Consider the following 25,122-nt stretch of genomic DNA (forward strand, 5'->3'; position numbering starts at 1 on the left):
ATGAACAACAAGGTAAGACTGAAACGGAACGTCTACATCATTATTGCGGGAGTGCTGCTGCTCACGCTCGGCTTTCAGCTGACGAACTCGCGATTCGTTCTGCAATACAGCACGAACGAGGCGCTGCCCCACTTTGAGCGGGAATGGAAGCCCGCCGCGGCGGGCGCGGCTTCCCATTCGCAGCCGGGCGCCCTGTACTGCATCGCCTTTGACGGCTTGCAGCCGTACAGCGTCATGACGAAAGACCAGATCGGGCGGACGCTGGCCTACATGAAGAAGCCGGCGAAGACGTTCGATCTGCGGACCGAACGATTTTCCGCGTCGGGGTGCGGCATGGTGATCGTCGCTGCGGAAAAGCTCGACCTGCTCGGAAACGCGCGAACGCTGCCGGATTACGTCGACAATGGCGGGTACGTCTTCCTCGCGGTTCCTCCCGAGCCGAACGATACGTTTTACCGAATGTATCACCAAATCGGCATCATCTCCGAGAACGGGACCGTCGTAACGAAAGGAATCCGGCTCACTTCGAACGTGCTGATCGGGGAAAACGGCCTCGCCATCGATCATCCTCTCGTCGACAACGCTTCTCTCGCCGTCGAGCTTGACGAGAAGAGCAAGGTGCTGGCGAAATCGCCCGAAGGGCTGCCGCTGCTGTGGGAGTACCCGCACGGAAAAGGGAAATTCATGGTGATGAACGGCACGATGCTGTCGCAAAAAATAAACAGGGGCATGATCGCCGGCGCGATCAGCCTGCTGGAGCCCGATTTCATTTACCCGATCTTCAACGCGAAGCTGTTTTATATCGACGATTTTCCCGCTCCGCTGCCGAGAGGCACGAACGACCGGATATACCGGGAATACCGCCGCGATATCCCGACCTTCTTCAAGGAAATCTGGTGGCCGGACATGCTCGCGGCAGCAAGCCGGTACGACATCAAATATACGGCCGTGTTAATCGAATCGTACACCGACCAGGTCGAGCCGCCGTTTCAGCGGCCGGTCGACGCCGATTTGAAATCGTTGCTTACATACGGCAGGGAACTGATCAAGAGCGGGGGCGAAATCGGACTGCACGGCTTCAACCACCAGTCGCTGCATACGAGCCCCGCGGTCGCGAATACATACGGCTACAAACCGTGGAGCGACGTGGACAGCATGACTCAGGCGGTTCGGGAGGCGAGCCGGTTCGCGGCCGAAGTGTTTCCGAACTATGCGCTGCTGACGTATGTGCCGCCCTCCAACGTGCTGAGCCCCGAAGGCCGGGAAGCGTTGAAGCAAGGCTTGCCGAGCCTCGCGGTCATTTCGTCCCTGTACGAGGAAGATTTGGAGGGCAACGCGTATTCCCAGGAATTCGAAATCGCGCAGGACGGCATTATCGAGCTGCCGCGCCTGACATCCGGCTACGCGGAAACGCCCGACGTCAGATGGGTCATCGCGAACGGCATTACGATGCACGGCATATTTTCCCACTTCATTCACCCCGACGACCTGCTGGATGAGCAGCGCAGCGGCGATCGATCCTGGGAGCAGCTGTACCGGGAATTTTCCGGCATGGTATCGAGACTGGAAACGGAATACCCGTGGCTGCGTCCGATGACGTCCGCGAAAGCGGCGGCCGAGGTCGGGGGCGTCCTGTCCGGCGGTCTGGAAATCGTGCGGGAAAACGGGGCGATTCGCGGAAAGATCGATTCGTTCCATGGGCCGCAATATTTCATCCTCCGCACGACCAAGCCGATCAAGGCCGTATCCGGCTGCAAGACGCAAAAGCTGGACGACGGCGCTTACTTGATCACGGCGGCGAAAGCAACCTTTGAAATTGCGCTGGGAGAATCATGATCATGAACATTTGCATTATTGCCGAAGGCTCGTATCCGTACGTGACGGGGGGCGTGTCCAGCTGGATCCATTCGCTCGTCACGCATTTTCCGGAGCACGAATTCGTCATTTACACGATCGGCGCGCACGAAAGCCAGCGAGGCCAATTCAAATATACGCTTCCCCCGAACGTCGTCCAGGTGAAGGAGACGTTTCTGGACGGCTTCGCGGATGAATCCAAGGAGAAAGCCCGGCCGGTCCGGTTGACCGCCGGGCAGAAGGAGGCGTTCCGCTCGCTGCTGACCGGCGAGAAAAACGCGGATTGGGAACCGCTCTTCGAGCTGCTGCGCTCCGAGCAATTCCGCACTCCGGCCGATTTTTTGATGAGCAAGCCGTTTTTCGGGGCCGTTGCCGAGCTGTGCGCCGAGAAATATTCGCAAATTCCGTTCACCGAAATGGTTTGGGCCGTTCGCTCGATGATCCTGCCGCTGTTTTTGTCGGTGCGTCACGACATTCCGCAGGCCGATTTGTATCACAGCGTATCGACCGGGTACGCGGGCGTGATCGGCGCTCTCGCCAAGCATCTATACGGAAAGCCGTTCCTATTGACCGAGCACGGCATCTATTCGCGGGAGAGAGAAGAAGAAATCATTAAGGCGGACTGGGTCAAAGGGTATTTCAAAGATATGTGGATCGAATATTTTTACCGTCTGTCCGGCTGCGCTTACGACTATGCCGACGAAGTGATCACGCTGTTCAACCGGAACAAGGAAATCGAAATCGAGCTGGGGTGCGACCCGGACAAAATCCGGATTATTCCGAACGGCGTGAACGACGCCGATTATGCGGAGGTGGCCGGCCCTCCCGCCGACGGCGGGGCGCCCGTTCGCCTTGGCGCGATCGTGCGGATCGTGCCGATCAAAGACATCAAGACGATGATCCACAGCTTCGCTCTCGTCAAGCAGCAAGTTCCCGAAGCGGAGCTGTATATTATGGGACCCGCGGACGAAGACGAGGAGTACTATAACGAATGCGTGCAGCTGATCGAGTCGCTTCGCGTGGAAGGAATCGTTCTGACGGGAGGCGTCCGCATTAAAGACTACTTGGGGCGGATGGATCTCATTTTGCTGTCGAGCGTAAGCGAAGGGATGCCGCTCGCCGTTCTCGAAGCGATGGCCAGCGCCAAGCCGGTCGTCTCGACCGACGTCGGCAGCTGCCGCGAGCTGCTTTACGGCCGCGACGACGGGATCGGTCCCGCCGGAGTCGTCGTGCCGGTCATGCATTACGACCGGATGGCCGATGAAATCGTAACGCTGTGCAAAAACCGCAATCTGCGGGAGCAGATGGGCCGAAACGGTTTGGAGCGCATTCGCAAGCATTATACGCATAAAGGCTTCATCGAAAGCTACCGGAAGCTTTATGCATCTTATGAGGGGGCGGGACAATGGCGGGCATCGGCTTCGAATTGAAGAAGCTGTTTCGGGACCGCGGGCTGCTGAGCCATATGAAAGCCTACGGGTATTCGTCGATGACTACGGTCGGGCCCATGGTGCTGTGCGTCTCGATGATCGTGGCGATGCAGTGGCTGATGACGGCGAAAGGCGCGCCTTTTTTGGAGCGGGAGCTGTTTATGGCGACCGTCGTATACTGTTTTATTTTCTCCGTGCTTCTGACCGGCGGCGTGTCCATGCTGCTGACCCGGTTCACGGCGGATATGATGTACCAGAAAAAACACGAATATTTGCTTTCGTCGTTTTACGGAGCGGCGGCCGTCTGTTTGCCGATCGGCGCGCTGTGCGCCGTGTTGTTTCTGAGCCGCGTGCCGGCCGGACCCGGATACAAGCTGGCGACGTTCGTCTTTTTCTCGGAGCTGATCGTCATCTGGCTGCAATCGGTGTTTTTGTCCGCGTTGAAAGACTATAAGCGGATTGCGCGCAACTTTTTGTACGGGGTCGCGATAGCGGTTGTCGGTTCTTGGCTGCTGCTTTCCTTTACGAAGCAGGCGAACGCGACCGCCGTTTTGACGATGATCGATGCGGGCTTCTTCGTTGTCGCGCTGCTGTCCGGCCGCCATTTGGAGAAGGCGATGCCGCCGCGCTCGAGCCGGCTGTATTTCAGTTTTTTGGCCTATTTTCGCAAATATCCCGCTTTGTTTTGGATCGGCACCTTTTTTTACGCGGGCGTTTACGTGCACAGCTTCGTTTATTGGTCGGGGCCGTCGGGCGTGCGGGTCGCGGAGGCGTACGTCATTTCTCCTTTCTACGACACGCCCGTGTTTTACGCCTATTTGACGGTTGTCCCGACGCTCGTTACGTTCGTCGTTTCGATGGAGACGGCGTTCTACGAAAAATACCGGGAGTACTACGCTCTCATTCTGAACGGGGGCACGTATCAAGAAATCGCGCGGGCGAAGCAAACGATGCAGCATACGCTGATGCAGCAAATCAGCTTCGTGATGGAAGTGCAGCTGATCGCCACCGTCGTCTCGATCGCGCTGGGCATCAAGCTGCTGCCGGCCATCGCCTTTTCAATGGAGCAAATCGATACGTTCATCATTCTCGTTCTCGGCTACTATTTGTTCATTAACGCCTTTATCGTCATGCTGCTGATGTTGTATTTCGACGACCGGAAGGGGGCGCTTGCGATCAGCGGTCTGTTTGTCCTTTTGAATGCGTCTCTCTCCTATTGGACGATGCAGACGGAAAGCCACGGTCTCGGGATGGTGCTCGCTTCGTTCGGCGCGCTCGCGCTCGCTCTGACCCGTCTCGTGACGTATGTGCGCAATATCGATTATTACACCTACTGCGATCAGCCGCTCGGTTTGTCCGCCGGCGAATCCGGGCCGTCGTTCAAGCTTCCGTTCCGGGGGCGGAAGGGCGGCAAAACGGCGGCGACGGCCGCGATGCTGCTCGTATTGGCCGGGCTGCTGTCCGCGTGCTCGGACGAAGACCCGCAGGCCCAGCCTCCTGCGGATGCGCCCCCGGTCGTGCAGGAAGCGTCTTCGACCGCTTCCGAACGGTTCGTCGAGGACAAGAGGCTGTACGAGCGCGATGACGATACGTCGGTCCTCGGTTTGTACTTGACGATTTTGCCGGGGCAGACGGACGAAAAGCAGCCGCTCGACTGGTATCGGCTGAACCGGCTCCAGGAATGGATGGAAGAAGGCGACCTGAAAATCATTATGCAGGAAGGCCCGGCCGACGGAAGCGGGGTCGCTCCGGGCACGTTCGGTTACGGCACGACCGAGGCGAACGCCAAGATCAGCCTTCGCGGCAATACGGCCCGCTACGCGCCGCAGCGGTCGTACAAAATCAGACTGAACGAGCAGGCCGGACTTTGGCGCGATCAGCGCGTATTGAATTTGAACAAGCATTACTTCGACGCTTCCCGCGTCCGCAACAAGCTCAGCTACGACCTGTTCGAAACGCTGCCGGATATCGCCAGCCTCCGGACGCAGTTTGTCCGGTTGTTCGTCAAAGATTTGTCCGCGGGCGGAGGCGGCAACCAGCCGTTCGTCGATTACGGCCTGTACACCCATATCGAAAATCCGAACAAGCAGTTTTTGAAAAACCATTGGCTCGACCCGAACGGCCAGCTGTATAAAGCGGAAATGTTCGAATTTTTCCGCTATCCGGAGTCGTTGAAGTCGCAATCCGATCCCGGCTACGACAAGCAGGCTTTCGAGCGGGTGCTGGAAATTCAGGGCCGGGAAGATCACGACAAGCTGCTGGCGATGCTCGACGACGTAAACAACAGGGCGATCCCGATCAACGACGTCATCGCCGAGCATTTCGATCTGGACAATTATTTGACATGGCTCGCCGCCAACATCTTGATGGACAACATGGATACCGACGCGCACAATTATTTGCTCTACTCGCCGCTCAATTCGAACAAATGGTACTTCGTTCCGTGGGATTACGACGGCGGCTGGGAGCTGCAGCGGGGATTGAGCAGCATCAGCCCTTATTCGAGCGGGATCAGCAACTATTGGGGCAACGTGCTGCATAACCGGTTCCTTCACAGCGAAGCGAACGTTCGCCTGCTGCGGAACAAAATCGACGAGCTGCACAAAACGATCAACAACGAGTCCGTGGCGAAGCGGCTGGCCGCGTACAAGCCGGTGCTGGAGCAGTTCCTGACCCGCGCGCCGGACAAAAACTTTTGGACGATCCAGAAAAACAAGCTGGACGACGAGCTCAAAGTCATCGCCGAAACGCCGAGCCGCTCGATCGCCCGCTTCGAGGAGGACCTCCAAAAGCCGAAACCGATCTTTCTCGGCGACGTGCGGAAAAACGAAAAGGGACAGCATGTGTTCACTTGGGATCATTCGTTCGACCTGCAGGGCGACGAGCTGTTCTACGATTGGTCGATCGCCAAAGATCCGTTGTTTACGAGCGGCGTCGAAAACCGAAACGGACTGACCAGCACGCAAACGCTCGTGGACGGTTTGAAGCCGGGAACGTATTACTGGAAAGTGGTCGTGCGGGATCAAAAAGGAAACTCGCAAATTTCATTCGATCATTACGAGGATGAAGAAGAGAACCATTATTTCGGCATCAGACAAATAAAGGTGGAATAGACGTGCAATTTATGGGGAGAAAACTGCGCCACGAATTGAAGTATTACATTCACCCGCACGAATATTTGCAGCTCCGGCAGCGGGTGTCGACCATGCTGAAGCTGGACGGCAATTCGGAGGACAAGGACGGCTACTCCATTCGGAGCCTTTACTTCGACGGACCGCACGAGCACTCGCTGTACGACAAAATTAACGGCATCTTCAGCCGGCAAAAATATCGCATTCGCATTTATAACGGCAGCGACAAAGTGATCAAGCTGGAGCGCAAAAGCAAATACGGCGATTACATATGCAAGGAAGCCGCATCGCTCAGCCGGGAGCAGTACGAACGGCTGCTCGTCGGCGACGGCTCGGTGCTGAAGGACGCGACCGTTCCGCTTCTGAAAGATTTTTATTTCGCCGTCGAGCAGCGCGGATTCCGTCCCGCCGTCATCGTCGATTATACGCGGGAAGCGTACGTATACGAGCACGGCGACGTGCGGGTCACGTTCGACAAAAGGCTGGCGGCCGGCATCAACACGCACGATATGTTCGATCCCCGGCTGGCGCTGGTCGAGGTGCTGGATTCCGGCAGAACGATTATGGAAATCAAATTCAACGAATATTTGCCGGAGGCGGTGCGGCTGCTTATGCAGCCGCAAAAGCACGCCAGGTCGGCCATTTCGAAATACGTCATTTGCCGCGAAATCGGGATGCGGCACTTTACCTACAAATAAACAGGACCCGAATGAAAAGGAGTTCGTTCCATGGGCGATACGACAAGCTTCCAGGATTTATTCAAGAAAAGCGTTCTTCATTTAGAAGCGTTTCGGAACATTTCTTATATCGACTTCGTACTGGCGATGGCCGTATCGTTCCTGGCCGGTCTGTTCATCTATTACGTCTACAGCAAGACGTTTCGCGGAGTCGTGTACAGCTATAACTACAACGTGACCTTCGTCCTGATGACGATGATTACGACGCTGATCATTATGACGATCAGCACCAACATCGTGCTGTCGCTCGGGATGGTCGGCGCGCTCAGTATCGTGCGTTACCGGACGGCGGTCAAAGACCCGCTGGACACGGTCTACATGTTCTGGGCCGTTTCCGCAGGCATCGCCACGGGCGCGAAGCTGTACCCGGTTACGATCGTCGGGTCGATCGCCGTCGGTCTCGCGCTGTTCTGGCTGTCCCGGCGAAAAGTGCGGGAGCAGCCGTACTTGTTCGTCATTCGCCACGACGAATCGGCGACGGAGGAAATCCGCACCCGTCTTCGCAAAATGACGTATCATCTGAAATCGAAAACGGTGCGCAAAGATTTCACCGAATTGACGCTGGAGCTGCGGCTGAGGGACGACAACACGGCGTTCGTGAGCGAGTTTGCGGCTTTGAAGGGCGTACTGGACGTCGCGCTGGTCAACTATTCCGGCGATTACGCGCAGTAAATTCAAGGCGAGGCGATCTGGATCGTTCGGGTCGCCTCTTCCCATACGATTATTTCGCCGAGAGCCTCTCCTACGAAGCGCAGCGGTACGAACGTCGCATCGTTCAGCAAAACGGGCGGATGCTCCAGCGGGATCCTCTTGCCGTCGATCGTCGCCTCCGGCACGTCGATCGTCATGCGAATCGCGCGGCCTCTCGTCAGCGTGATCGAACGGGTTTCTCCCTCCCAGCCGACAGACGCGTTCAGTGCGTCCGCGATCGGACGAAGCGGCACATAAGTCACGCCGTCGATCACGGTCGGACGCATCGGAAAGAAGCGTTCCCTGCCGCCTATGAACAGCCGGGGAGCGTCCGTCTTTTCCCGTATTCCGATCAGGCCGAACGCAGGCGAGGCGCATACCGAATCGCCGGACGGCGCGGCCAAACACTTCGACGCGACTCCGCTCTGTTCCAGCTCCAGCATGAATCTTTCCTGTCCCGAGGAAGTCAACGAGTACCAATTCGAGGCGTCGTCCTGGAAGTAAACGTTCGACTGCGCATCCGTTTGCAGGGTGGCCGGCACCGCCCGTCTGCCTTCGGCAAGCGTATACGTCCAGCCGCTTCCGCCGGCTTCCCCGTATGCGACGGTACTTCCGTCCAGAACGAAGCCGGACGGAGCGCCGGGGCGGTTTTGATCGGGCTCCTGCGGCTTTGCGGCCGGCGTTCGCGCTCCGGAGGGAAGCACCGCATACAGCCGTCCGCCGCCCCGATAGTAAAACGTGCCGTCGTCCGATACGCTCCCTAAATCCGGGGACGCTTCCGACAATCGCCATGCGACGCTGAACCGGTCCGCGCCTCGAAGCGTCGCCTGCCCGGATTCGCCCGAGGCGGAACGAAACTGCAGCAGCTGGGTGGACTCGGGTACGGCGGCGGCTGCGGACGGCGAAAGCAGTCCGAGAAGGAGCGGCGCCGCGCCCAATAGTTTGAATATTCGCATCGTTCAACATCCTTTGCGCGTCAACGATATAGGTGTACCGGATTCTAGTATATCAGCGGATTCGAAATTTTTCGCCATTTTGTTCAGAATTTGTCCAGCTTCATGCCGTTTAATGGTGTACGTAGGCAAGTTCTCGATTCGAAGGGATTGTGAAATACATGAGGAGCATCGAACAATTGATAGAGCGATCCAAAGTCAAGTCGATGGAAATCGGTCTGGATCCGGGCGTGCTGCCGCAGTTTCGGAATGTCATGTCGCAGTCCGAGCTGATGTGCAAAAAGATCGAATACCAGGACATCCTGTCCGTCGTTTATTATTTTATGAACAAGCTGCTCCATCAGCTCGAGGGGCGTCCGATCGTCATCGTCGTCACGGACGAGCACGGATATATATTGGAAATGGCCGGCGACGAGGCGATCAAGCAGACGATCGATCAGCTGGGAATCAAAGCGGGAGTCCAGCTGACGGAGGAGGAGTGCGGAACGAACAGCGTCAGCATCGCTTTGCGGGAAAAAATGCCCATACAGCTGGTCGGCGACCAGCACTACCACCATTTTCTGCAGCAAACGGCGTGCTACTCGATCCCGTTCCATTATTCCGACAACGTCGACTTGCTCGGCAGCATTTCGATTATGACGATGGTCGAGCATGCGCACCCTTTCTTTCTGGCCATGCTCAGCACGGCCGCGGATTCGATCGAACGGGAGCTTCTTCTCCGGAAGCAAAACCGCAAGCTGGCCGTTTTGAACCACATTATGATGAATACGACCCGAAACGGGATCGTCATTACGGACCGGGACGGGAACATCACCGAGTTCAACGCCTCCGCCGACCAGCTGACCGGCTTGAACAGAGACGACCTGCTGGAGAAGCCGGTCGTCCAATTGCAGCCGATCGGGTCGTACATCGACGAAGTCATCCGCCACGGAACGAAATACGAGGATTTGAAAATCGAAATTTACAACGAGCGCGAGAACAAAAAGCATATTTGTTTATTCGACGCGTTTCCCATTTTCGACGAGTACAGCGAGCAGATCGGCGCCTTCGGGCAATTTCGGGATATAACCGACCGCTACGAGGCGGAGGAACGTTATAACTATTTGGCGTATCACGACGACTTGACCGGCTTGCCGAATCGGAGACATTTCAACGAGCAGCTGGATCGGTTGATTGAGGAAGCCGGGCAGCATAAGCATATGCTGGCTGTTTTTTATTTGGATTTGGACCGCTTCAAGCTGGTGAACGACACGCTCGGGCACAGCAAAGGCGACTATTTGCTGCAGGTGTTTGCGGAACGGCTGCAAAAGGGGGTGCCCGAAGCCCACGTCGTCCGCATGGGAGGAGACGAGTTTTCGATTTTGCTGCCCGGCGTGAAGGAAGCGGACGATGCCGTTCAGGTGGCGAAAAAGGTAATGGATATATTGGAACAGGACTTTATTATCGACAATCATAAGTTCCGCATCTCCACAAGCATCGGCATATCGTTTTACCCTCACGACGGGCTCGACGCCGAAACGCTGATGATTCACGCCGACATGGCGATGTACCAGGCGAAGGCGATCGGCAAAAACCAGTACAAGCTGTACACGCCCTCGATGAACCGCCGCTCCCTGGAGCAGCTCGAGCTGGAAAACGATTTGCGCCTGGCGCTCAAGCAAAACGAGCTTCAGCTGTTTTACCAGCCGCTGATCAACATACGCACCGGCAAAATAACCGGAGCGGAAGCGCTGCTGCGCTGGAAGCATCCGAAGAAGGGGCTCGTCTCCCCGGCCGAAATCGTGCCTTTGGCGGAAGAGACGGGGCTGATCGCTTCGCTCGGGGAATGGGTGCTGGAGGAGGCCTGCCGCCATAACAAAGAGTGGCAGAACGGCGGGCTGCCGGCGATCCGGGTGGCGGTCAACTTGTCCTCCCAGCAGTTTCACAGGGGCAACTGCGTGGAAACGGTCGAACGGGTATTGCGGAATACCGGGCTCGATCCGAAATATTTGGGCATCGAAATAACCGAGAGCGTGACGATGGACGTGGAGAACACGACCTCGATTTTGCGGAAATTGTACGAGCTGGGCGTCCAGATCAGCATCGACGATTTCGGCATCGGGTACAGCTCGCTCAATTATTTGAAAAAGTTTTCCGTCCACCGGCTGAAAATCGACCGGTCTTTCATCAAAGACCTGCTGACGGACGAGCATAACCGGCAAATTGTCGGGACGATCATCTCCATGGCGCACCAGCTCGGACTGGAGGTCGTCGCGGAAGGCGTGGAAAGCGTGGAGCAGCTGGTCTTCTTGTCCGAGCACCATTGCGACGAGGCGCAGGGGTTTCTGATCAGCATCCCGCTGCCGGCGGAGGCTTTCGCCGGCCGCATGAGGGATACGGAATATTTGTTTCTATAGAAAGATAGAAAGATAACGAGAACGTGAAGGGGAGCGGGACATGAAGGTATACTCGTTGCTGGTCGAACATTTTCGGAGATGGGGGGTTTCGCACGTATTCGGCATTCCGGGAAAGTCGATCTCTCCCGTCATGCTCGAATGCGAGGCGAAGGGGGTCCGGTTCGTGCTCGCCCGCCACGAAGCGGGAGCCGGTTTCGCCGCAGGCGGATACGCGATGTTTAACCGCACGCTGGGGATCGCGATCGGAACGTCGGGGCCGGGCGGGACGAACCTGCTGACGGCGGCCGGTCAGGCGAAAGCGTATCACGCGCCCGTTCTGTTTATAACGGGACAGCCTTCCGCTTCCGATATGGGCAAATCGATGGGGCAGGATTCCAGCCCTTTCGCGACGGATTTGGCCAAAATGTTCGAGCCGGTCACGCTGTTCAGCGCCCGGGTCGAACGGGCGGACCTGCTGCGCAGCTATTTGCGCCATGCGATCGAAAGGGCGACGAGCGGCGCCAAAGGGCCGGTTCATTTATGCATACCGTTCGACATATTGATGAGCGATGTCGAACCGTTCGACGTTCCTTGGCCGGCCTACCATCCGCACACGATGTCGCCGGATATCGATAAAGTCGTGCAGCTGCTGGACCGGGCGCGGCGCCCCGTCCTTTTTCTGGGCAAGGGCGTATTATGCGCGGACGCGTACGAGGAAGTGCGGACGATCGCGGAGCATTGGCGCATACCGGTCGTTTGCACGCCGGGCGGCAAAGGGGCGTTTCCGACGAATCATCCGCTCTGTCTGGGCAATTTCGGACTGGGCGGCACGGAACGGGCGACGTCCTATTTCAAGTCGGGCGTCGACCTGATGGTCGTCATCGGCACGACGCTGAGCGACATGACGCTCGCCGGCTTCAACGAGGAAATGTATCCGGAGCGGGTCGTCCATTTCGATTACCATCTCAAATATGTCGGCAAATCGATCCCCGTTCCCACGGTCGCCGTATTGGGCGACGCCAGGCTGAATTTGCGGACGCTCATCGAACGGGCCGGGGCGTCGCCGACGTTTATGCGCGAAGCCGGGCCGTCCGGGTATGCGAAGCGGGCGGAAAAGCCTTTGTCCGCCGTGACGGCGATTCGGGCGCTTCGCAAGGCGCTGCCGGACGACGCCGTTCTGTTCGGCGACGACGGAAGCCATACGTTTTACGCCATTCAGCACTATGAAGTGCGCGAGCCCGGAACGTTTTATTTCGACGACGTATTCGGCGCGATGGGGCACGCGATCGGTTACGCGATCGGCGCGAAGCTGGCGCGTCCGGACAAAACGATCGTCTGCCTGACCGGGGACGGCTGCGCTTTGATGCACGGGAACGAAATATCGACGGCGGTGGGCGAAGGCGTGCCGGTTCTGTTCGTCGTGTTCAACAACGGCCGTCTGGACATGGTCGATAAAGGGATGTCGTACAATACGGGACGCTCCGTCGGGGCGATCTATTCCGTCCCGCTGCAGGCGGCCCGGTATGCCGCCGCGCTCGGGGCCGACTCCTTTTGCTGCCATACGGAGGAGGAAATCGGAGACGCGGTGCGTACGGCGCTGCAGGCGCGGACGCCGACCGTCGTCGAAGTGATCGTCGATCCTTGCGAAATTCCCCCGATTTTGTCGAGATTGCTCGAATTGGATCAATAACGGTAAAGGAGATGCGGCCGTTGAACGACGAACGTTATGCCAAAGGATTGAAAATATTCGAGGAGATGGCCGGGCCGGACGGCCTTCGGGCCGTGGACGGCGTTCGCAAACTGTGCCCGGACATGGCCGAGCTGATGGTCAGCAACGGGTTCGGCGACATTTATACCCGGCCGGGCCTGGATTTGAGACAGCGGGAGCTCGTCACGCTGTCGTCGCTTATTACGCAAGGGGCGACCGAGCAATTGCCGATGCACGTCCATGCGGCATTGAACGTCGGGCTTACGCCGGAGGAGATCGTCGAGGTCGTTTTGCAGTGCACCGCCTACGCCGGCTTTCCGAAAGCGCTGAGCGCGTTTCAAATCGTCATGGAGCAGTTTCGGCAGCGGAACGTCGCATACGGCGGCGCGGAACAGAAAGTCGATTGAAATGCAGCGCATTTGGGGGAACTCCCTTCTCGGCGTTCGGCGGATTGGACGCCGCCCGAGAGGCCGGGGTTCTTTTTTTTCCCCGGGTCCGGTTCCAAGGGCTTAGAAAAAGTTAGTACTTCCCGGGCGCCCGTTTTCATTTACAATACAAAGTAGCCGACATCTTACAGATTTGACGACAGAAAGCAGTGGTTGAGCATGCAAAACCGGAAAGTGCGAATCGCCGGAACCGGCAAATATATGCCGAAGCGCCGGGTTTCCGACATGGAGATGGACGCCGTCCTCGGCGTTCCGGAAGGCTGGGTGCGCAAAAAAACGAATGTGCTCGAACGATATTTCATAGAGGACGAAACCGCCTCGCAGATGGGGGCGAAGGCGGCATACGCCGCGCTGGAAGCGGCGGGACTGACGTTCGCGGACGTCGACTGCCTCGTCTGCACGAGCGGTACGGCGGAGCAGCCGATTCCTTGCACGGCCGCTCTGATTCAGGAAGCGATGGGACAGCGGCATTCCGGCGTCCCCGCCTTCGACATCAACTCGACCTGCCTCAGCTTCGTGGCCGGTCTGGACCTGATGTCCTATATGGTCGCCGCCGGAAGGTACCGGCACGTGCTGCTGGTCGCGACCGAGGTGGCGTCGAAAGGGTTGAACTGGCGGCATAAGGAGAGCGCCGCGCTGTTCGGCGACGGAGCGGCCGCGGCCGTTATCGGGCCGGCCGGAGCGGGCCAGCCGTCGCAAATCGTATTTGCGGCCATGGAGACGTACAGCGCGGGGGCCCATTTGTCGGAAATACGAGGAGGCGGGAGCGGCATGCACGCCGCGGCGTACGCGGAACATACCGCCGACGATTATTTGTTCGACATGCGGGGAGACGAGCTGTTCCGCATGGCGTCGCAGAAGCTGCCGCAGTTCCTGAACCGGCTGCTGGCCGGCGCCGGCTGCGGTCTGGACGGCATCAAGCTCGTCATCCCGCATCAAGGGAGCGCCATGGCGATGAGGCTGCTCGCCCGCAGGCTGGGCATCCCCGGCGAACGGCTGCTCTGCATTACGCCGAACCACGGCAACACGATCGCGGCTTCGATTCCGATGGGCCTACACGAAGCGATTCGCGGCGGCTTGATCGAACGCGGGGACCGGGTGCTGCTGCTCGGCACGTCCGCCGGCCTGTCGTTGGGAGGCGTCGTGCTTGACTACTAAGACGGGCGTAACGAACGGGGGCGACGGACGCGGCGGCCCGGGCAAGCGGCCGAAGGTGCTCCTCACCGGCGGACGGGCGCCCGTCGCCCTGGAGATGGCCCGCCTGCTGGCGGCCGCCGGGTGCGAGGTGCACGTCGCCGAAAGCATGAGACGCTATTTGTGCCGCGTCTCGAACGCCGTCGCGGGCTGCCACGAAGTGCCGGGCCCGGCGTACGACCCGGAAGGATTCGTGAACGGTCTCGAGCGGATCGTCCGGAGGGAACGAATCGACCGGATCGTCCCGACATGCGAGGAGCTGTTTTACGTGGCTTCCGGACTGGAACGGCTCGAACGATGGTGCCGCGTATTCGCGGCGCCCCTCGACCGGCTGCGGCGGCTGCACAGCAAATGGGCGTTCATTCGGCGGGTGGAGGAGCTCGGCTTCGCCGTGCCGGCGACGCGCCTGCTCCCGGACCCGTCGGCATGGAGCGACAGGCGGGCCGCGTCCGCTTCCGCGGCGGACGGGGAACCGGCGGCTCGGGCGGACGGCTGCGTCCTGAAGCCGGAATTTTCCCGCTCCGGCGCCAAAGTGCGCTTTATCCGGGCGGACGATCGCTGGCCGCCGGTTCCGGAGGAACGCAGCTTCCCTTGGGTCGCGCAGCACTACGTTCGCGGACGCGGCTTGTGCACGTACAGCGTCGCGCACGACGGGAAGCTGGCGGCCCACGCCGCCTATGCCGTCGACTATTCGGTCCGCGGCGGGGCGTGCTTTTATTTCGAGCCGCTCCGTCATGCGGCGCTGACGAAGTGGGTGAGCGATTTCGTCCGGCTGGAGCGGTTTACCGGGCAAATCGCCTTCGATTTTATCGAAACGGCGGACGGCGCTTTGTACCCGATCGAATGCAATCCGCGGACGACCAGCGGCATCCATTTGTTCGGTCCGGATGATCGGCTGGCCGATGCGCTGCTCGATCCGGAATCGCTCGGCGATACGATAGCGCAGCCGCGGCCGGGGACGCGAAAAATGCTGGCGCTGCCGATGCTCGCCCTCGGCTGGAGGGGCCGCGGCTCGCGGCGCGGCCTGCGCGAATGGCTGCGAAAGCTCGCCTCGGCGCGCGACGTCGTCTACAGCCGGGACGATCCGCGACCGTTCCGGGAGCAGTGGCTCATGCTGAACGAGCTGCGCCGGATCGCCCGCGCGCGCGGATTGACGATGCTGGAGGCGTCGACCGCCGACATCGAATGGAACGGAAGCGGGGGGTTGCGATGAAGGCGCTCGTCACCGGCGGGACCGGTTTTCTCGGGAAACGGCTCGCTTTGGCGCTGCGCGACAAAGGATGGGATGTTTCCGCTCTCGGCCGGCAGGCGGACAAGGGGGCGGAGCTGCAGCGGCTGGGCGTCCGCTTCGTGCCCGCGGACTTGCGCGACCGGGAAGCGGTGGAAGCCGCATGCGCCGGCCAGGACGCGGTCTTTCATTGCGGCGCGCTGTCCGCCTCGTGGGGCGCCTATTCCGCGTTTTACGAGAGCAACGTGAAGGGGACGGAGCATGTCGTCGCAGGCTGCCGGCGGCACGGAGTGGCGAGACTCGTCCACGTGTCGACGCCGAGCGTCTATTTCGGCTCCTCGCACCGGCTGAACGTTCGCGAAACGGACCCCCTGCCCAAGCGCCAGGCGAGCCATTACGCGGAAACGAAGCGGCTCGCCGAGCTGGCGGTGCTGAACGGGTGCGCGCAAGGGTTGTCCGCGGTCATCGTCCGTCCGCGCGCGCTGTTCGGGCCGGAGGACGGCTCGATTTTGCCGCGGCTGATCGAAGCGAACCGAACGCGCGGCATACCGCTGATCGACGGCGGCAGGGCGCTCGTCGACCTCACCTACGTCGACAACGCGGTGCAGGCGCTGCTGCTCTGCCAAGCGGCCCCGGAAACGTCGTCGGGCCGGGCGTACAACATATCGAACGGCGAGCCGCTTCCTTTCGCCGAGGCGGTCGGCAAGCTGTTCGGCCTGCTCGGGCTTCGGCCGCGGTACAAGCCGCTGCCGTTTGCGGCGGCCTACGCGGCCGCGGGCCTGATGGAGCTGTCGGCGCGGCTGCTTCCGGGCGGCCGGGAGCCGCTGCTCACCCGCGCCATGTCGGGCATGCTCGGCCGCAGCCAGACGCTCGACATCGGCGCGGCCCGCCGCGATCTCGGCTATTCGCCGGGCGTGAGCGTCGAGGACGGGATGCGGGCTTACGCCGAATGGCTGAACAGCCGCGGCGGATGAACGGACGGGGCGGAAGAACGAAAGGGCGGAAGAACGGACGGGCGGAAGAACGGACGGGCGGAAGAACGGACGGGCGGAAGAACGAACGGGCGGAAGAACGGACGGGCCGGAAGAACGGACGGGCGGAAGAACGAAAGGGCGGAAGAACGGACGGGGCGGAAGAACGGACGGGGCGGCGGACCGGTTTGGGCCGGACGCCCGCATCCCCAGGGTGATCGCATTAGAATCGGTACACCGTAAACGTTTTTTCGTTTCAAGCCTATTCAAGCCTGCGTTATTCTCGGATTTGCGGCATGGCTCGAACTTTACATGGAATTCCTCCCGTTATTCCCATTTCTGTTAGGCGTCAGCCTGGAAATAACGGGAAAAGCTCCTGCTAAATCAGACGTTCATAAGCGAAAAGCGCGATCCGAATAAAAATATAAGGAGAATTTCCTGTTAAACCTCCCCAAACCAATAAGTAAGATCCGATTAACGCCCTATTTTCCCGGTATTCTTGCCGCTTGCTCCGGGATTTATATTCCCATAAAATCCGATGCGACCGTCCTGTCCGCATCCCGCCATGCTATTGACGCGAAGGAGTTGCCACACGATACATGGAAATGAGACAGCATGACATACAGCAAGACGACAAACGAAGCTCTCTTCTGCCGCACATTCCGAAGGTCGGGCTGCGGTTGTTCGCGGCAGGCTACTGCACGCATCCCGAATGGGTGACGATTCGCGGAGGCTCTTTGCGCCCGTGCCGAATTCCGGCGCTGTTCGCCTGCATCGAGCACCCGGATTTCGGAGCGGTGCTGGTCGATACCGGTTATTCCGGGGCGTTTCTGCGGGAGACGGACCGGCTGCCCGGCCGGCTGTACCGCGCCGTTACGCCGGTTTCGTTTCGCGAGGAAGAGAGCGCCCTGCGCCAGCTCGAAGCTTGCGGAATCGCGGCGGAGCGGGTGCGCGTCGTCATCGTGACGCACTTCCATGCCGATCATATCGCCGGCTTGAACGACTTCCCGAACGCGCGGTTCGTTTATTTGCCGCAGGCGTACGACGCCGTTAAACGGCTTCGCGGCCTGGCCGCGCTGCGCAGGGCGTTTTTGCCGGGACTTTTGCCGGAACGGTTCGAGGAGCGGTCGGTCCCGATCCGGACGGACCGGCGCGTGGCGCTGCCCCCGGGATTTCCGTTTCCATACGCGTTCGATGCGCTCGGGGACGGCAGCGTGCTCGCCGTCGAGCTGCCCGGCCATGCCGACGGACAAATCGGTTTGCTGCTGGCGACCGAACGGTACGACTATTTGCTGTGCGCCGACGCGGCGTGGTCGGGCAAGGCGGTTCGCGAAAACCGCCCTCCGCATCCGGTCGCGGGGCTCGTCATGCCGAGCCGGAAACAGTACGCGGACAGCTTCGGCAAGCTGGTCGAGCTTCGGCGGCGCTTCCCGCGGCTTCGCATCGTCGCTTCGCATTGCCCGGAAGCTTGGCGGCATTGGATCCGGGGCGGTGAGCCGCTATGATGACGAAGCATCTGGAACGGGCGGCCGTCCTGTACCGGTATTGGCTGACGCGGCGCGGCATGGGCCGTCTGACCGACCGCGCTTCGCTCGAACGGTGGCAGGAGAAGTGCGTCCGGGCGCATCTGAAATGGGTGCGGCGCGAATCGCCGTTTTACCGCGAGCTGTGGGGCGACGTCGACCTTTCGCGGTGGCGGGAGCTTCCCGTCATCGACAAAACGGCGATGATGGACCATTTCGACCGGCTGAATACGGCCGGCATCCGCAAGGAGGAAGCGTTCGAGCTTGCGCTGCGGGCGGAACGAACGCGCGATTTTACGAAGGCGATCGGCGGCGTAACGGTCGGCCTTTCCTCCGGAACGTCGGGCAATCGCGGACTGTTTCTCGTCGGCAAGGGCGAACGTCTGGCATGGGCGGGGACGGTGCTGGCGAAGGTGCTGCCCGGATCGATCGCGGACCCGCATCGCATCGCGTTCTTTTTAAGGGCGGGCAGCGATTTGTACGGATCGGTCGACGGAGGAAGGATTCGGTTCGATTTCTACGACCTGCTCGATCCGCTGGCGCTGCATCTGGCCCGGCTCGCGAAGCGGCGGCCGACGCTGCTCGTCGCTCCGCCGTCGATGCTGCGGCTGCTCGCCGACAAGCAGGCGGAAGGGAAGCTGCGCATCCGCCCGGACAAAATCGTCTCGATCGCCGAGGCGCTGGACCCGTCCGACCGCGCCCGCATCGAGGAGGCGTTCGATCAAAAGCTGCATCAGGTGTATCAATGCACCGAAGGGTTTCTCGGCGTGACATGCGGGCACGGGACGATTCATATCAACGAGGACATCGTCTGCATCCAGAAGGAGTACATCGATCGGAAGCTGCGGAAGTTCGTCCCGATCGTCACCGATTTTTCCAGACGAACCCAGCCGATCGTCCGGTACCGGCTGAACGATGTGCTGACCGAACGCGAAGGGCCTTGTCCGTGCGGCTCCCCGTTCATGGCGATCGAGTCGGTCGAAGGGCGCTGCGACGATCTGTTTTATTTTCCGGCGTCGGACGGCGGCGGCTGGGTACGCGTCTTTCCCGACTTTATCTCGCGGGCGGTGCTGGCCGCTTCCGCCGACATCATGGAATACCGGGTCGTCCTCCTTGCGCCGGATCGGATGCAGGTTCAGCTGCGCGTCCCATCGGAAGCAGCGGCGGAGGCGCGCGGGCGCGTGGCGGAATCGATCGCCGGGCTATGCGCGCGGCTCGGCTGCCGGGCGCCGGAGATCGAGTTCGCGGATTATTGGTTCGCGCCGGGAGGCGGGAAGCTGCGGCGGGTGGAAAGGAGGTTCGCTTTTGAACCGGATCCCGGCTCTATACGATAATCGGTCGTTCGAGCGGATCGACTGGCCGCCGACGGCGGAAGGCGATTATGCGAAACGGTTTCTGCTCCCGCTGTTCCGGCAGCCGGTCGAATCGTTCGTTCCCAATATAAGCACGGCGATGTATGCGCTCCGATTGAACCGGACCGTTTTGCCGGTTACGGTCAACGAGGCCGAGTACGACAACTGTTACGTCTGCTCGCCGTATACGCACTATGCAAGCTACGCCCGCGAGGAGCTGTACTTGCTCGATTCCGGCGCGGCGCGCTTCGCTTTGCGCGGCGTGCTTCGCGTCCTCGGATTGCTGCTGAAGGCGAGCCGGTTCAACCGGGCGGTTCATGTGAACAATTGGCTGCTGTCGACGAACCTGTATCCCGAGCTGACCGAGCGGGAGATCGACGGGACGATCCGGCTTCTGCTCGACCGTTTTCCGCGGCATGCGCTTATTTTTCGCTCCTTGTGCCGGTCGATCAACGGCGAATTGATGGACTCGCTGCGGCGCCGGGGGTTCCGGCTCGTGCCGAGCCGGCAAATTTATTTATGGCGGCACGAGGGACCGCTCGCGCCGGGCGCCAAAGCCCGCTGGCTGCTGAAACGGGACTATGCGCTCCTGGACAAGCGCGGGTACGAAACGGTCGGTCCGGAGGCGCTGTCGGCCGCCGATATGCCGAGGCTCGCCGAGCTGTACCGGGCGCTTTATTTGGATAAATATTCGTACTACAATCCGCAATTCGGCGCGGATTTTCTGGAGCTGGCGCGCAGCCGGAGGCTGCTGGAGCTTCACGCGCTCCGCCATAAGGAAAGCGGCCGGCTCGACGCCGTGCTCGGCTACTACTGCCGCAGCGGGGTCATGACGACGCCGATATTCGGCTACGATACGTCGCTGCCGCAGGAGACCGGCTTGTACCGGATGCTGTCCGCGGTGCTGCTCGGCATCGCGCGAACGAACGGCCATTTGCTGCACGAAAGCTCGGGCGCGGCGCAGTTCAAACGGAACCGCGGAGCGGTAGGCGAGCTCGAATACAGCGCGGTATACGACCGCCATCTGCCGTTCGATCGGCGAATAAGCTGGATCGCGCTGGAGAAGCTGCTGAACGGCGTCGGCGTGCCTTTGCTGGAAAAATACAAATTGTAGTGTAGGGCCGCGGCCGCCGGCGGGCAAGAAGCGGCGTGAGCGGGACGGCGAGGCGGCGAAGCATCGCTGCGGCCATACGGATGAGCGTAAGCGTGGATGGGCGAGCTCTGGCGGGTAGAATGGCGGCGATAGCGGAGTGTGGGACGGAGGGAACGCGAAGGGGACAGGGCTGCCGCTAATGCGGTCTAATGGGCGTAGGACCTGGAGGACGCGAAGGCTAGCGGACATGGCTGCCGCTAATGCGGTCCATTGAGCGAGGACGGAGAGGGCGCGAAGGCTAACGGACATGGCTGCCGCTATTTTGGGTAATTTCGACCTTTTTGATTTCTAACGGACACAGATGCAGGTATTTGGTGAAAATACCCCCTGTTGGACCTGATATGGCGCGATTAAGCGCCGTCATGTCCGTTACGTTTCGAAAACGGCCTTTTTTCGCGAAATAAGCTCCGCTGTGTCCGTTACACCTCGGACCCGCTGTTTCCGTTGCACTTCGGTTGTGCTCATTTCGCACGGTCGTTTTCGTTCCGCGCTTCGCTCATTCCGTCTCCGCCTTCAGCGCCTCGCTCTCAGCGCCCCGCTTTCAGCGCCTCGCTTTCAGCGATCCGCCCCCTGCGCTCCGCATTTGCGCTCCGCTAGTTGCGTTCCGCTAGTTGCGCTCCGCTATCTGCGCTCCGCTTCCAGCGTTCCGCCCTCCGGTCCTTCGCGCGATCGGAAACCGTTACGGCGGGTCGCGTCAGCCCCGGTCAAAAGATAAAACGCGAACCAAACAAGTCCGCCTTTTGTCGGTTGCAAAAGGCATGCCGCGGTCGCTTCGGCGATTCCTTTCCTCGCGACGAGCGCCGGATACATGTTTATTGTGCCTTCTTCGACTTCCACTCGCCGACGAGCCGCGCGATCGCCGTTTCCAGCGGCTCGAACCCGAATCCGAGCGACTCGGCCAGCCGATTCGAGCATTTCCACGTTTCGCCCACGCAGTAAGGCGAACGGTCCGCCCCCTCGTATTCGAATATCGGGCTTGTCCCCAGCAGATCGGCGATCAGGCGGCAAAGCCGCTCCGTATCGAGATACCCGGTATTGCTCGCATTGACCGGGCCGGCGAAGTCGGACTTCGTGCCGACGAAATTCAAAAAGGAGGCGAGCTCTCCGGCATCGACGAAGCTGACCTCCGTCGAATCGGCCACATGGATCGGCTGCCCGCCGACGAGCTTGTCGACATGGAACAGAAAGCGGCCCGTATAATCGTCGTCGACGCTTATGACGAACGGCGGACGAACGGCTACGACAGGGAAGTCGGCGTGCCGAAACAAATAAGACTCCGCCTGGCGTTTTCCTTCCTTGTACGTATACCCTTCCTGCGCCAAATCGACCGGATACGCATACGGATCGAACGCCGATTCTTCGATCGGCTCCTCCGACCCGTCGTACACCGCCATCGTCGACGTAAACACATACCGCCCGATCCGCCCCGCGAACAGATCGACGACGATTTTGGCGTCGCGCGGCGTATAGCCGATCTGATCGTACACGAGATCGAATTCCCGCCCTCCGAAAACGTCCAGCATCGAGCTCCGGTCGCTTCGATCGACGACCGCGTGGGCGGCCCCGAAGCCGAGCTCCTCCAGCTTCTGCCGCCCCCGCGTCGCAACGGTGACTTCATGGCCGTCGCGGACGAGCTGGCGCACCAATCTTTTGCCGAAAAACCGGCTTCCGCCGAGTACGAGTATGTTCATGCGCGCCTTTTCGCCCCTTTCATATCGATTTTCCCGATCCAACGGTACGGCCGCAACCGCAACCGCAATCATAACCGTAACCGCAGCCAAACCGCAGACACAGCAGCAGCGCGTTTCGGCGTTTCCGCCCAATTCTTGGTCCTTCCACGGAAAATGTCCGCTATGCTTGCTATGCCGCACTATACCTTTCTCCCCGCGGATGCCGATCTCCTGTCATGCAACATTTGGCACGCGCGGATTTCGGCGAAAAAACAGGATTTTCGGCAAGCCGGAGCGAATTTGATGATAAACGATATTTTGAAGCTATTAGTGGCGATTGGGGCGGTTGACTGTACATAACGGAACAATCGATTTGCGGCCGCGCGTTCGGCAAGCCGTCCGCCCGGACGGCACCGTCGATGGACGAAGTCATGATTTTGCCCAACCGCCCAATCGGCCTGCGTTTCCGGGCTTGCCCGACCGTAGCGCCGACGATCGGAATTTTGTTAACGAAAGGAAGTCATAGCCGGATGAAATTCATACATACCGCCGACTGGCACCTGGGCAAGCTGGTGCAGGGCGTCTATATGACGGAAGACCAGCGGCACGTGCTCGGACAGCTCGTGGAGGCGATCGGGCGGGAGAAGCCCGATGCGGTCATCGTCGCCGGCGACTTGTACGACCGGGCCGTTCCGCCGACCGAGGCGGTCGATTTGCTGGACGAGCTGCTGGAGCGGATCGTAGTCGACTTGAACACGCCGGTGCTGGCCATTTCCGGCAACCACGACAGCCCGGACCGGCTCGATTTCGCCACGCGCATTATGGAAGGGCGGGGGCTGCACCTGGTCGGGCAGCTGCGCGCGGAGCACAAGCCGGTCGTGCTGAACGACGAATACGGCGAGGTGCACGTCCATCTGGTGCCGTACGCCGATCCGGCCGCGGTCCGCATCCTGTTCGGAGACGAGACGATCCGCACCCACGACGATGCGATGCGGGCGATCGTCGCGCGCATCGAGCGAACGATGGACCCGGCGGCGCGGCACGTGTTCGTCGGACACGCGTTCGTGACGCCGGGCGGTGAGCCGCAAAGCAACACGAGCGACTCCGAGCGGCCGCTCTCGATCGGCGGCGCGGAGCATGTGAAGGCCGACTACTTCAAGCCGTTTCATTATACGGCGCTCGGCCATCTGCACCAGGCGCACTACGTGCAGGAGGAAACGATTCGCTACGCCGGATCGCCGCTCAAATATTCGATATCCGAGGAAACGCACCGGAAATGCTTCTACGTCGTAGAGCTGGACGGGCAAGGGACGACCGCGATACATAGAAGAGAGCTGACCCCGCTGCGCGACATGCGCCGGGTGAAAGGAACGATCGAGGAGATCGAAACGCACGCCAAAAGCGACGATTACGTGTTCGTCACGCTGACGAACGACAATCCGGTTTTGTTCCCGATGGAAAAAGTGCGGGCGATTTACCCGAACGCGCTGTACGTCGAGCGGCGTCCGGAGGCGCCGGCCGCGGCCGGGACCGAAGCGGACGAAAGCGCGGCCCGCGTCGGAAGGCGCGAGGCCGATCCGGTCGAGCTGTTCGCCGCCTTTTACGCGGAAGTGAAAGGCGTGCCGCTCGGCGAGGAGAAGAAAGGGCTGTTCGTCCGCACGTACGAGGAACTGCTGAAGCGGGAGGAGGATGCCGTATGAGACCGCTCAAGCTGACGATGCGGGCGTTCGGCCCATACCGCGACACGGAAACGGTCGATTTCCGCGCCTTGGGGGACTGCCGGCTGTTCGTCATATCCGGCAATACGGGCGCCGGCAAAACGACGATCTTCGATGCGATCTGCTTCGCGCTGTACGGCTCGGCGAGCGGCGAGGATCGCTCGGAAACGCGCATGCTGCGCAGCCATTTCGCGGACGACGACACGCATACGGCCGTCGATTTCGAGTTTGCCGTCGCTTCGCGCACGTATCGCGTGTTTCGGCAAATGCCGCACCGCAAAGGCGCGAACAAAAACGAGACGGGCGGCAAGGCGGAGCTGTACGAGACGACCTCCGGGCAGGAAACGCCGTGCGTGGACCGTTTTCACGTCAAGGACGTGGACGCCAAAATCGAATCGATTCTCGGCCTGACGCGGGAGCAGTTCAGCCAAATCGTCATGCTGCCGCAGGGCGAATTTCGCAAGCTGCTGACGTCGGATACGGACAACAAGGAAGAAATTTTGCGCCGCATTTTCCGTACCGATCTGTACCGCAAGCTGGAGGAGGCGTTCCAGCAGCGGCACCGCGAGCTGAAGGACGCGCACAAGGAAGCCGCCGCCAGGACGGAGCTGCATATGAGCCAGGTGCGGGAGACGATGCCGGAGCGGGAAGGAAGCCCGCTTGCCGAAACGTACGCCCAGCCGGCGTACAACGCCGCGCAGGTGAAGGACGCGCTGGCGCGGGAGGGCGCGCATTACGGCGAGCTCGCCCGGACGGGCGAGGCGCGAAAAGCCGAGCTTGAGGAGCGGCTCGGGCGGCAGGAGGCGGAGCTGCGAGCCGGCCTGCTGCTGAACGGCCGCTTCGCGGAGCTGGCGCAGCAGCGGGCGAAGCGGGACGAGCTGGAGCGGCGGCGGGGCGCCGTCGCCGAGCTCGAGCGGCGGCTCGAGCAGGCCGAGCGGGCGGCGCGGCTCGAGCCGTACGCCGAGCAGGCCGCGAAGGCGGCGCAGGGC

Annotated in this window: 18 protein-coding genes; 16 read left to right on the forward strand and 2 right to left on the reverse strand. The window is 60.5% G+C overall.

Features of this window, described 5'->3' with window-relative positions; translation table 11 throughout:
- Genes PV407_RS08575 through PV407_RS08595 form a run of 5 tightly spaced genes read left to right on the forward strand, consistent with a single transcriptional unit; the run spans position 1 to position 7,824 of the window.
- On the forward strand, positions 1 to 1,836 hold the full coding sequence (locus tag PV407_RS08575) for a DUF2194 domain-containing protein (protein WP_332089502.1): 1,836 nt from the start codon (positions 1 to 3) through the stop codon (positions 1,834 to 1,836).
- Between the two features lie 2 nt (positions 1,837 to 1,838).
- A complete protein-coding gene (gene pelF, locus PV407_RS08580; RefSeq protein ID WP_332089503.1) occupies positions 1,839 to 3,284 on the forward strand; it encodes a GT4 family glycosyltransferase PelF in 1,446 nt (481 codons plus the stop codon).
- Entirely contained in the window at positions 3,260 to 6,397 is a 3,138-nt protein-coding gene (pelG, locus tag PV407_RS08585; protein WP_332089504.1) for an exopolysaccharide Pel transporter PelG, read from the forward strand. The genes pelF and pelG overlap by 25 nt, the downstream gene beginning before the upstream one ends.
- An 11-nt stretch (positions 6,398 to 6,408) precedes the next feature.
- Complete coding sequence (locus PV407_RS08590) at positions 6,409 to 7,113, forward strand: polyphosphate polymerase domain-containing protein (RefSeq protein ID WP_332089519.1); 705 nt, start codon at positions 6,409 to 6,411, stop codon at positions 7,111 to 7,113.
- 30 nt (positions 7,114 to 7,143) lie between these two features.
- Positions 7,144 to 7,824: a DUF4956 domain-containing protein gene (locus PV407_RS08595; protein ID WP_332089505.1), complete on the forward strand. Its 681-nt coding sequence runs from the start codon at positions 7,144 to 7,146 to the stop codon at positions 7,822 to 7,824.
- 2 nt (positions 7,825 to 7,826) lie between these two features.
- Here PV407_RS08595 and PV407_RS08600 read toward each other — a convergent pair whose 3' ends face one another.
- Positions 7,827 to 8,798, reverse strand: coding sequence for a copper amine oxidase N-terminal domain-containing protein (locus tag PV407_RS08600; RefSeq protein WP_332089506.1), 972 nt, complete (start codon positions 8,796 to 8,798; stop codon positions 7,827 to 7,829).
- A 176-nt stretch (positions 8,799 to 8,974) separates the two neighbouring features.
- Here PV407_RS08600 and PV407_RS08605 point away from each other — a divergent pair, with 176 nt between their 5' ends.
- The 9 genes from PV407_RS08605 to PV407_RS08645 all read left to right on the forward strand — a co-directional run bounded on the left by PV407_RS08605 (position 8,975) and on the right by PV407_RS08645 (position 20,706).
- Complete coding sequence (locus PV407_RS08605) at positions 8,975 to 11,191, forward strand: EAL domain-containing protein (protein WP_332089507.1); 2,217 nt, start codon at positions 8,975 to 8,977, stop codon at positions 11,189 to 11,191.
- Positions 11,192 to 11,231: 40 nt separating this feature from the next.
- Positions 11,232 to 12,860 (forward strand): thiamine pyrophosphate-binding protein, encoded by a 1,629-nt coding sequence (locus PV407_RS08610; RefSeq protein ID WP_332089508.1) that lies wholly within the window; start codon positions 11,232 to 11,234, stop codon positions 12,858 to 12,860.
- Between the two features lie 11 nt (positions 12,861 to 12,871).
- Positions 12,872 to 13,285 (forward strand): carboxymuconolactone decarboxylase family protein, encoded by a 414-nt coding sequence (locus tag PV407_RS08615; protein ID WP_442951639.1) that lies wholly within the window; start codon positions 12,872 to 12,874, stop codon positions 13,283 to 13,285.
- Positions 13,286 to 13,483: 198 nt separating this feature from the next.
- Positions 13,484 to 14,482 carry a beta-ketoacyl-ACP synthase III gene (locus tag PV407_RS08620; protein WP_332089510.1) on the forward strand — a complete coding sequence of 333 codons (999 nt, stop codon included), beginning with the start codon at positions 13,484 to 13,486 and terminating at the stop codon, positions 14,480 to 14,482.
- Complete coding sequence (locus tag PV407_RS08625) at positions 14,472 to 15,731, forward strand: ATP-grasp domain-containing protein (RefSeq protein ID WP_332089511.1); 1,260 nt, start codon at positions 14,472 to 14,474, stop codon at positions 15,729 to 15,731. The genes PV407_RS08620 and PV407_RS08625 overlap by 11 nt, the downstream gene beginning before the upstream one ends.
- On the forward strand, positions 15,728 to 16,720 hold the full coding sequence (locus tag PV407_RS08630; protein WP_332089512.1) for an NAD-dependent epimerase/dehydratase family protein: 993 nt from the start codon (positions 15,728 to 15,730) through the stop codon (positions 16,718 to 16,720). The genes PV407_RS08625 and PV407_RS08630 overlap by 4 nt, the downstream gene beginning before the upstream one ends.
- A gap of 596 nt (positions 16,721 to 17,316) precedes the next feature.
- Positions 17,317 to 18,222: an MBL fold metallo-hydrolase gene (locus PV407_RS08635; protein ID WP_332089513.1), complete on the forward strand. Its 906-nt coding sequence runs from the start codon at positions 17,317 to 17,319 to the stop codon at positions 18,220 to 18,222.
- Positions 18,219 to 19,574: a F390 synthetase-related protein gene (locus tag PV407_RS08640; protein ID WP_332089514.1), complete on the forward strand. Its 1,356-nt coding sequence runs from the start codon at positions 18,219 to 18,221 to the stop codon at positions 19,572 to 19,574. The genes PV407_RS08635 and PV407_RS08640 overlap by 4 nt, the downstream gene beginning before the upstream one ends.
- Positions 19,546 to 20,706, forward strand: coding sequence for a GNAT family N-acetyltransferase (locus PV407_RS08645; protein ID WP_332089515.1), 1,161 nt, complete (start codon positions 19,546 to 19,548; stop codon positions 20,704 to 20,706). Before PV407_RS08640 ends, PV407_RS08645 begins: the two co-directional genes overlap by 29 nt.
- Before the next feature lie 851 nt (positions 20,707 to 21,557).
- Here PV407_RS08645 and PV407_RS08650 read toward each other — a convergent pair.
- Positions 21,558 to 22,436 carry an NAD-dependent epimerase/dehydratase family protein gene (locus tag PV407_RS08650; protein ID WP_332089516.1) on the reverse strand — a complete coding sequence of 293 codons (879 nt, stop codon included), beginning with the start codon at positions 22,434 to 22,436 and terminating at the stop codon, positions 21,558 to 21,560.
- 509 nt (positions 22,437 to 22,945) lie between these two features.
- Here PV407_RS08650 and PV407_RS08655 point away from each other — a divergent pair.
- Both PV407_RS08655 and PV407_RS08660 read left to right on the forward strand, forming a co-directional pair.
- Positions 22,946 to 24,115, forward strand: coding sequence for an exonuclease SbcCD subunit D (locus tag PV407_RS08655; protein WP_332089517.1), 1,170 nt, complete (start codon positions 22,946 to 22,948; stop codon positions 24,113 to 24,115).
- Positions 24,112 to 25,122: AAA family ATPase (locus tag PV407_RS08660; RefSeq protein WP_332089518.1), on the forward strand; the 1,011-nt coding region annotated here is incomplete at its 3' end. The genes PV407_RS08655 and PV407_RS08660, both read left to right, overlap by 4 nt.

The organism is Paenibacillus sp. GYB003, assembly GCF_036577625.1.
GTDB lineage: Bacteria > Bacillota > Bacilli > Paenibacillales > NBRC-103111 > Paenibacillus_AB.

Coding starts and splice junctions, on each gene's coding strand:
- PV407_RS08655 (WP_332089517.1), top strand. CDS start 22,946: ATGAAATTCATACATACCGCCGACTGGCACCTGGGCAAGCTGGTGCAG.
- PV407_RS08635 (WP_332089513.1), top strand. CDS start 17,317: ATGGAAATGAGACAGCATGACATACAGCAAGACGACAAACGAAGCTCT.
- pelF (WP_332089503.1), top strand. CDS start 1,839: ATGAACATTTGCATTATTGCCGAAGGCTCGTATCCGTACGTGACGGGG.
- PV407_RS08650 (WP_332089516.1), bottom strand. CDS start 22,436: ATGAACATACTCGTACTCGGCGGAAGCCGGTTTTTCGGCAAAAGATTG.
- PV407_RS08620 (WP_332089510.1), top strand. CDS start 13,484: ATGCAAAACCGGAAAGTGCGAATCGCCGGAACCGGCAAATATATGCCG.
- PV407_RS08615 (WP_442951639.1), top strand. CDS start 12,872: ATGCGGCCGTTGAACGACGAACGTTATGCCAAAGGATTGAAAATATTC.
- PV407_RS08595 (WP_332089505.1), top strand. CDS start 7,144: ATGGGCGATACGACAAGCTTCCAGGATTTATTCAAGAAAAGCGTTCTT.
- PV407_RS08575 (WP_332089502.1), top strand. CDS start 1: ATGAACAACAAGGTAAGACTGAAACGGAACGTCTACATCATTATTGCG.
- PV407_RS08630 (WP_332089512.1), top strand. CDS start 15,728: ATGAAGGCGCTCGTCACCGGCGGGACCGGTTTTCTCGGGAAACGGCTC.
- pelG (WP_332089504.1), top strand. CDS start 3,260: ATGGCGGGCATCGGCTTCGAATTGAAGAAGCTGTTTCGGGACCGCGGG.
- PV407_RS08590 (WP_332089519.1), top strand. CDS start 6,409: ATGGGGAGAAAACTGCGCCACGAATTGAAGTATTACATTCACCCGCAC.
- PV407_RS08600 (WP_332089506.1), bottom strand. CDS start 8,798: ATGCGAATATTCAAACTATTGGGCGCGGCGCCGCTCCTTCTCGGACTG.
- PV407_RS08640 (WP_332089514.1), top strand. CDS start 18,219: ATGATGACGAAGCATCTGGAACGGGCGGCCGTCCTGTACCGGTATTGG.
- PV407_RS08610 (WP_332089508.1), top strand. CDS start 11,232: ATGAAGGTATACTCGTTGCTGGTCGAACATTTTCGGAGATGGGGGGTT.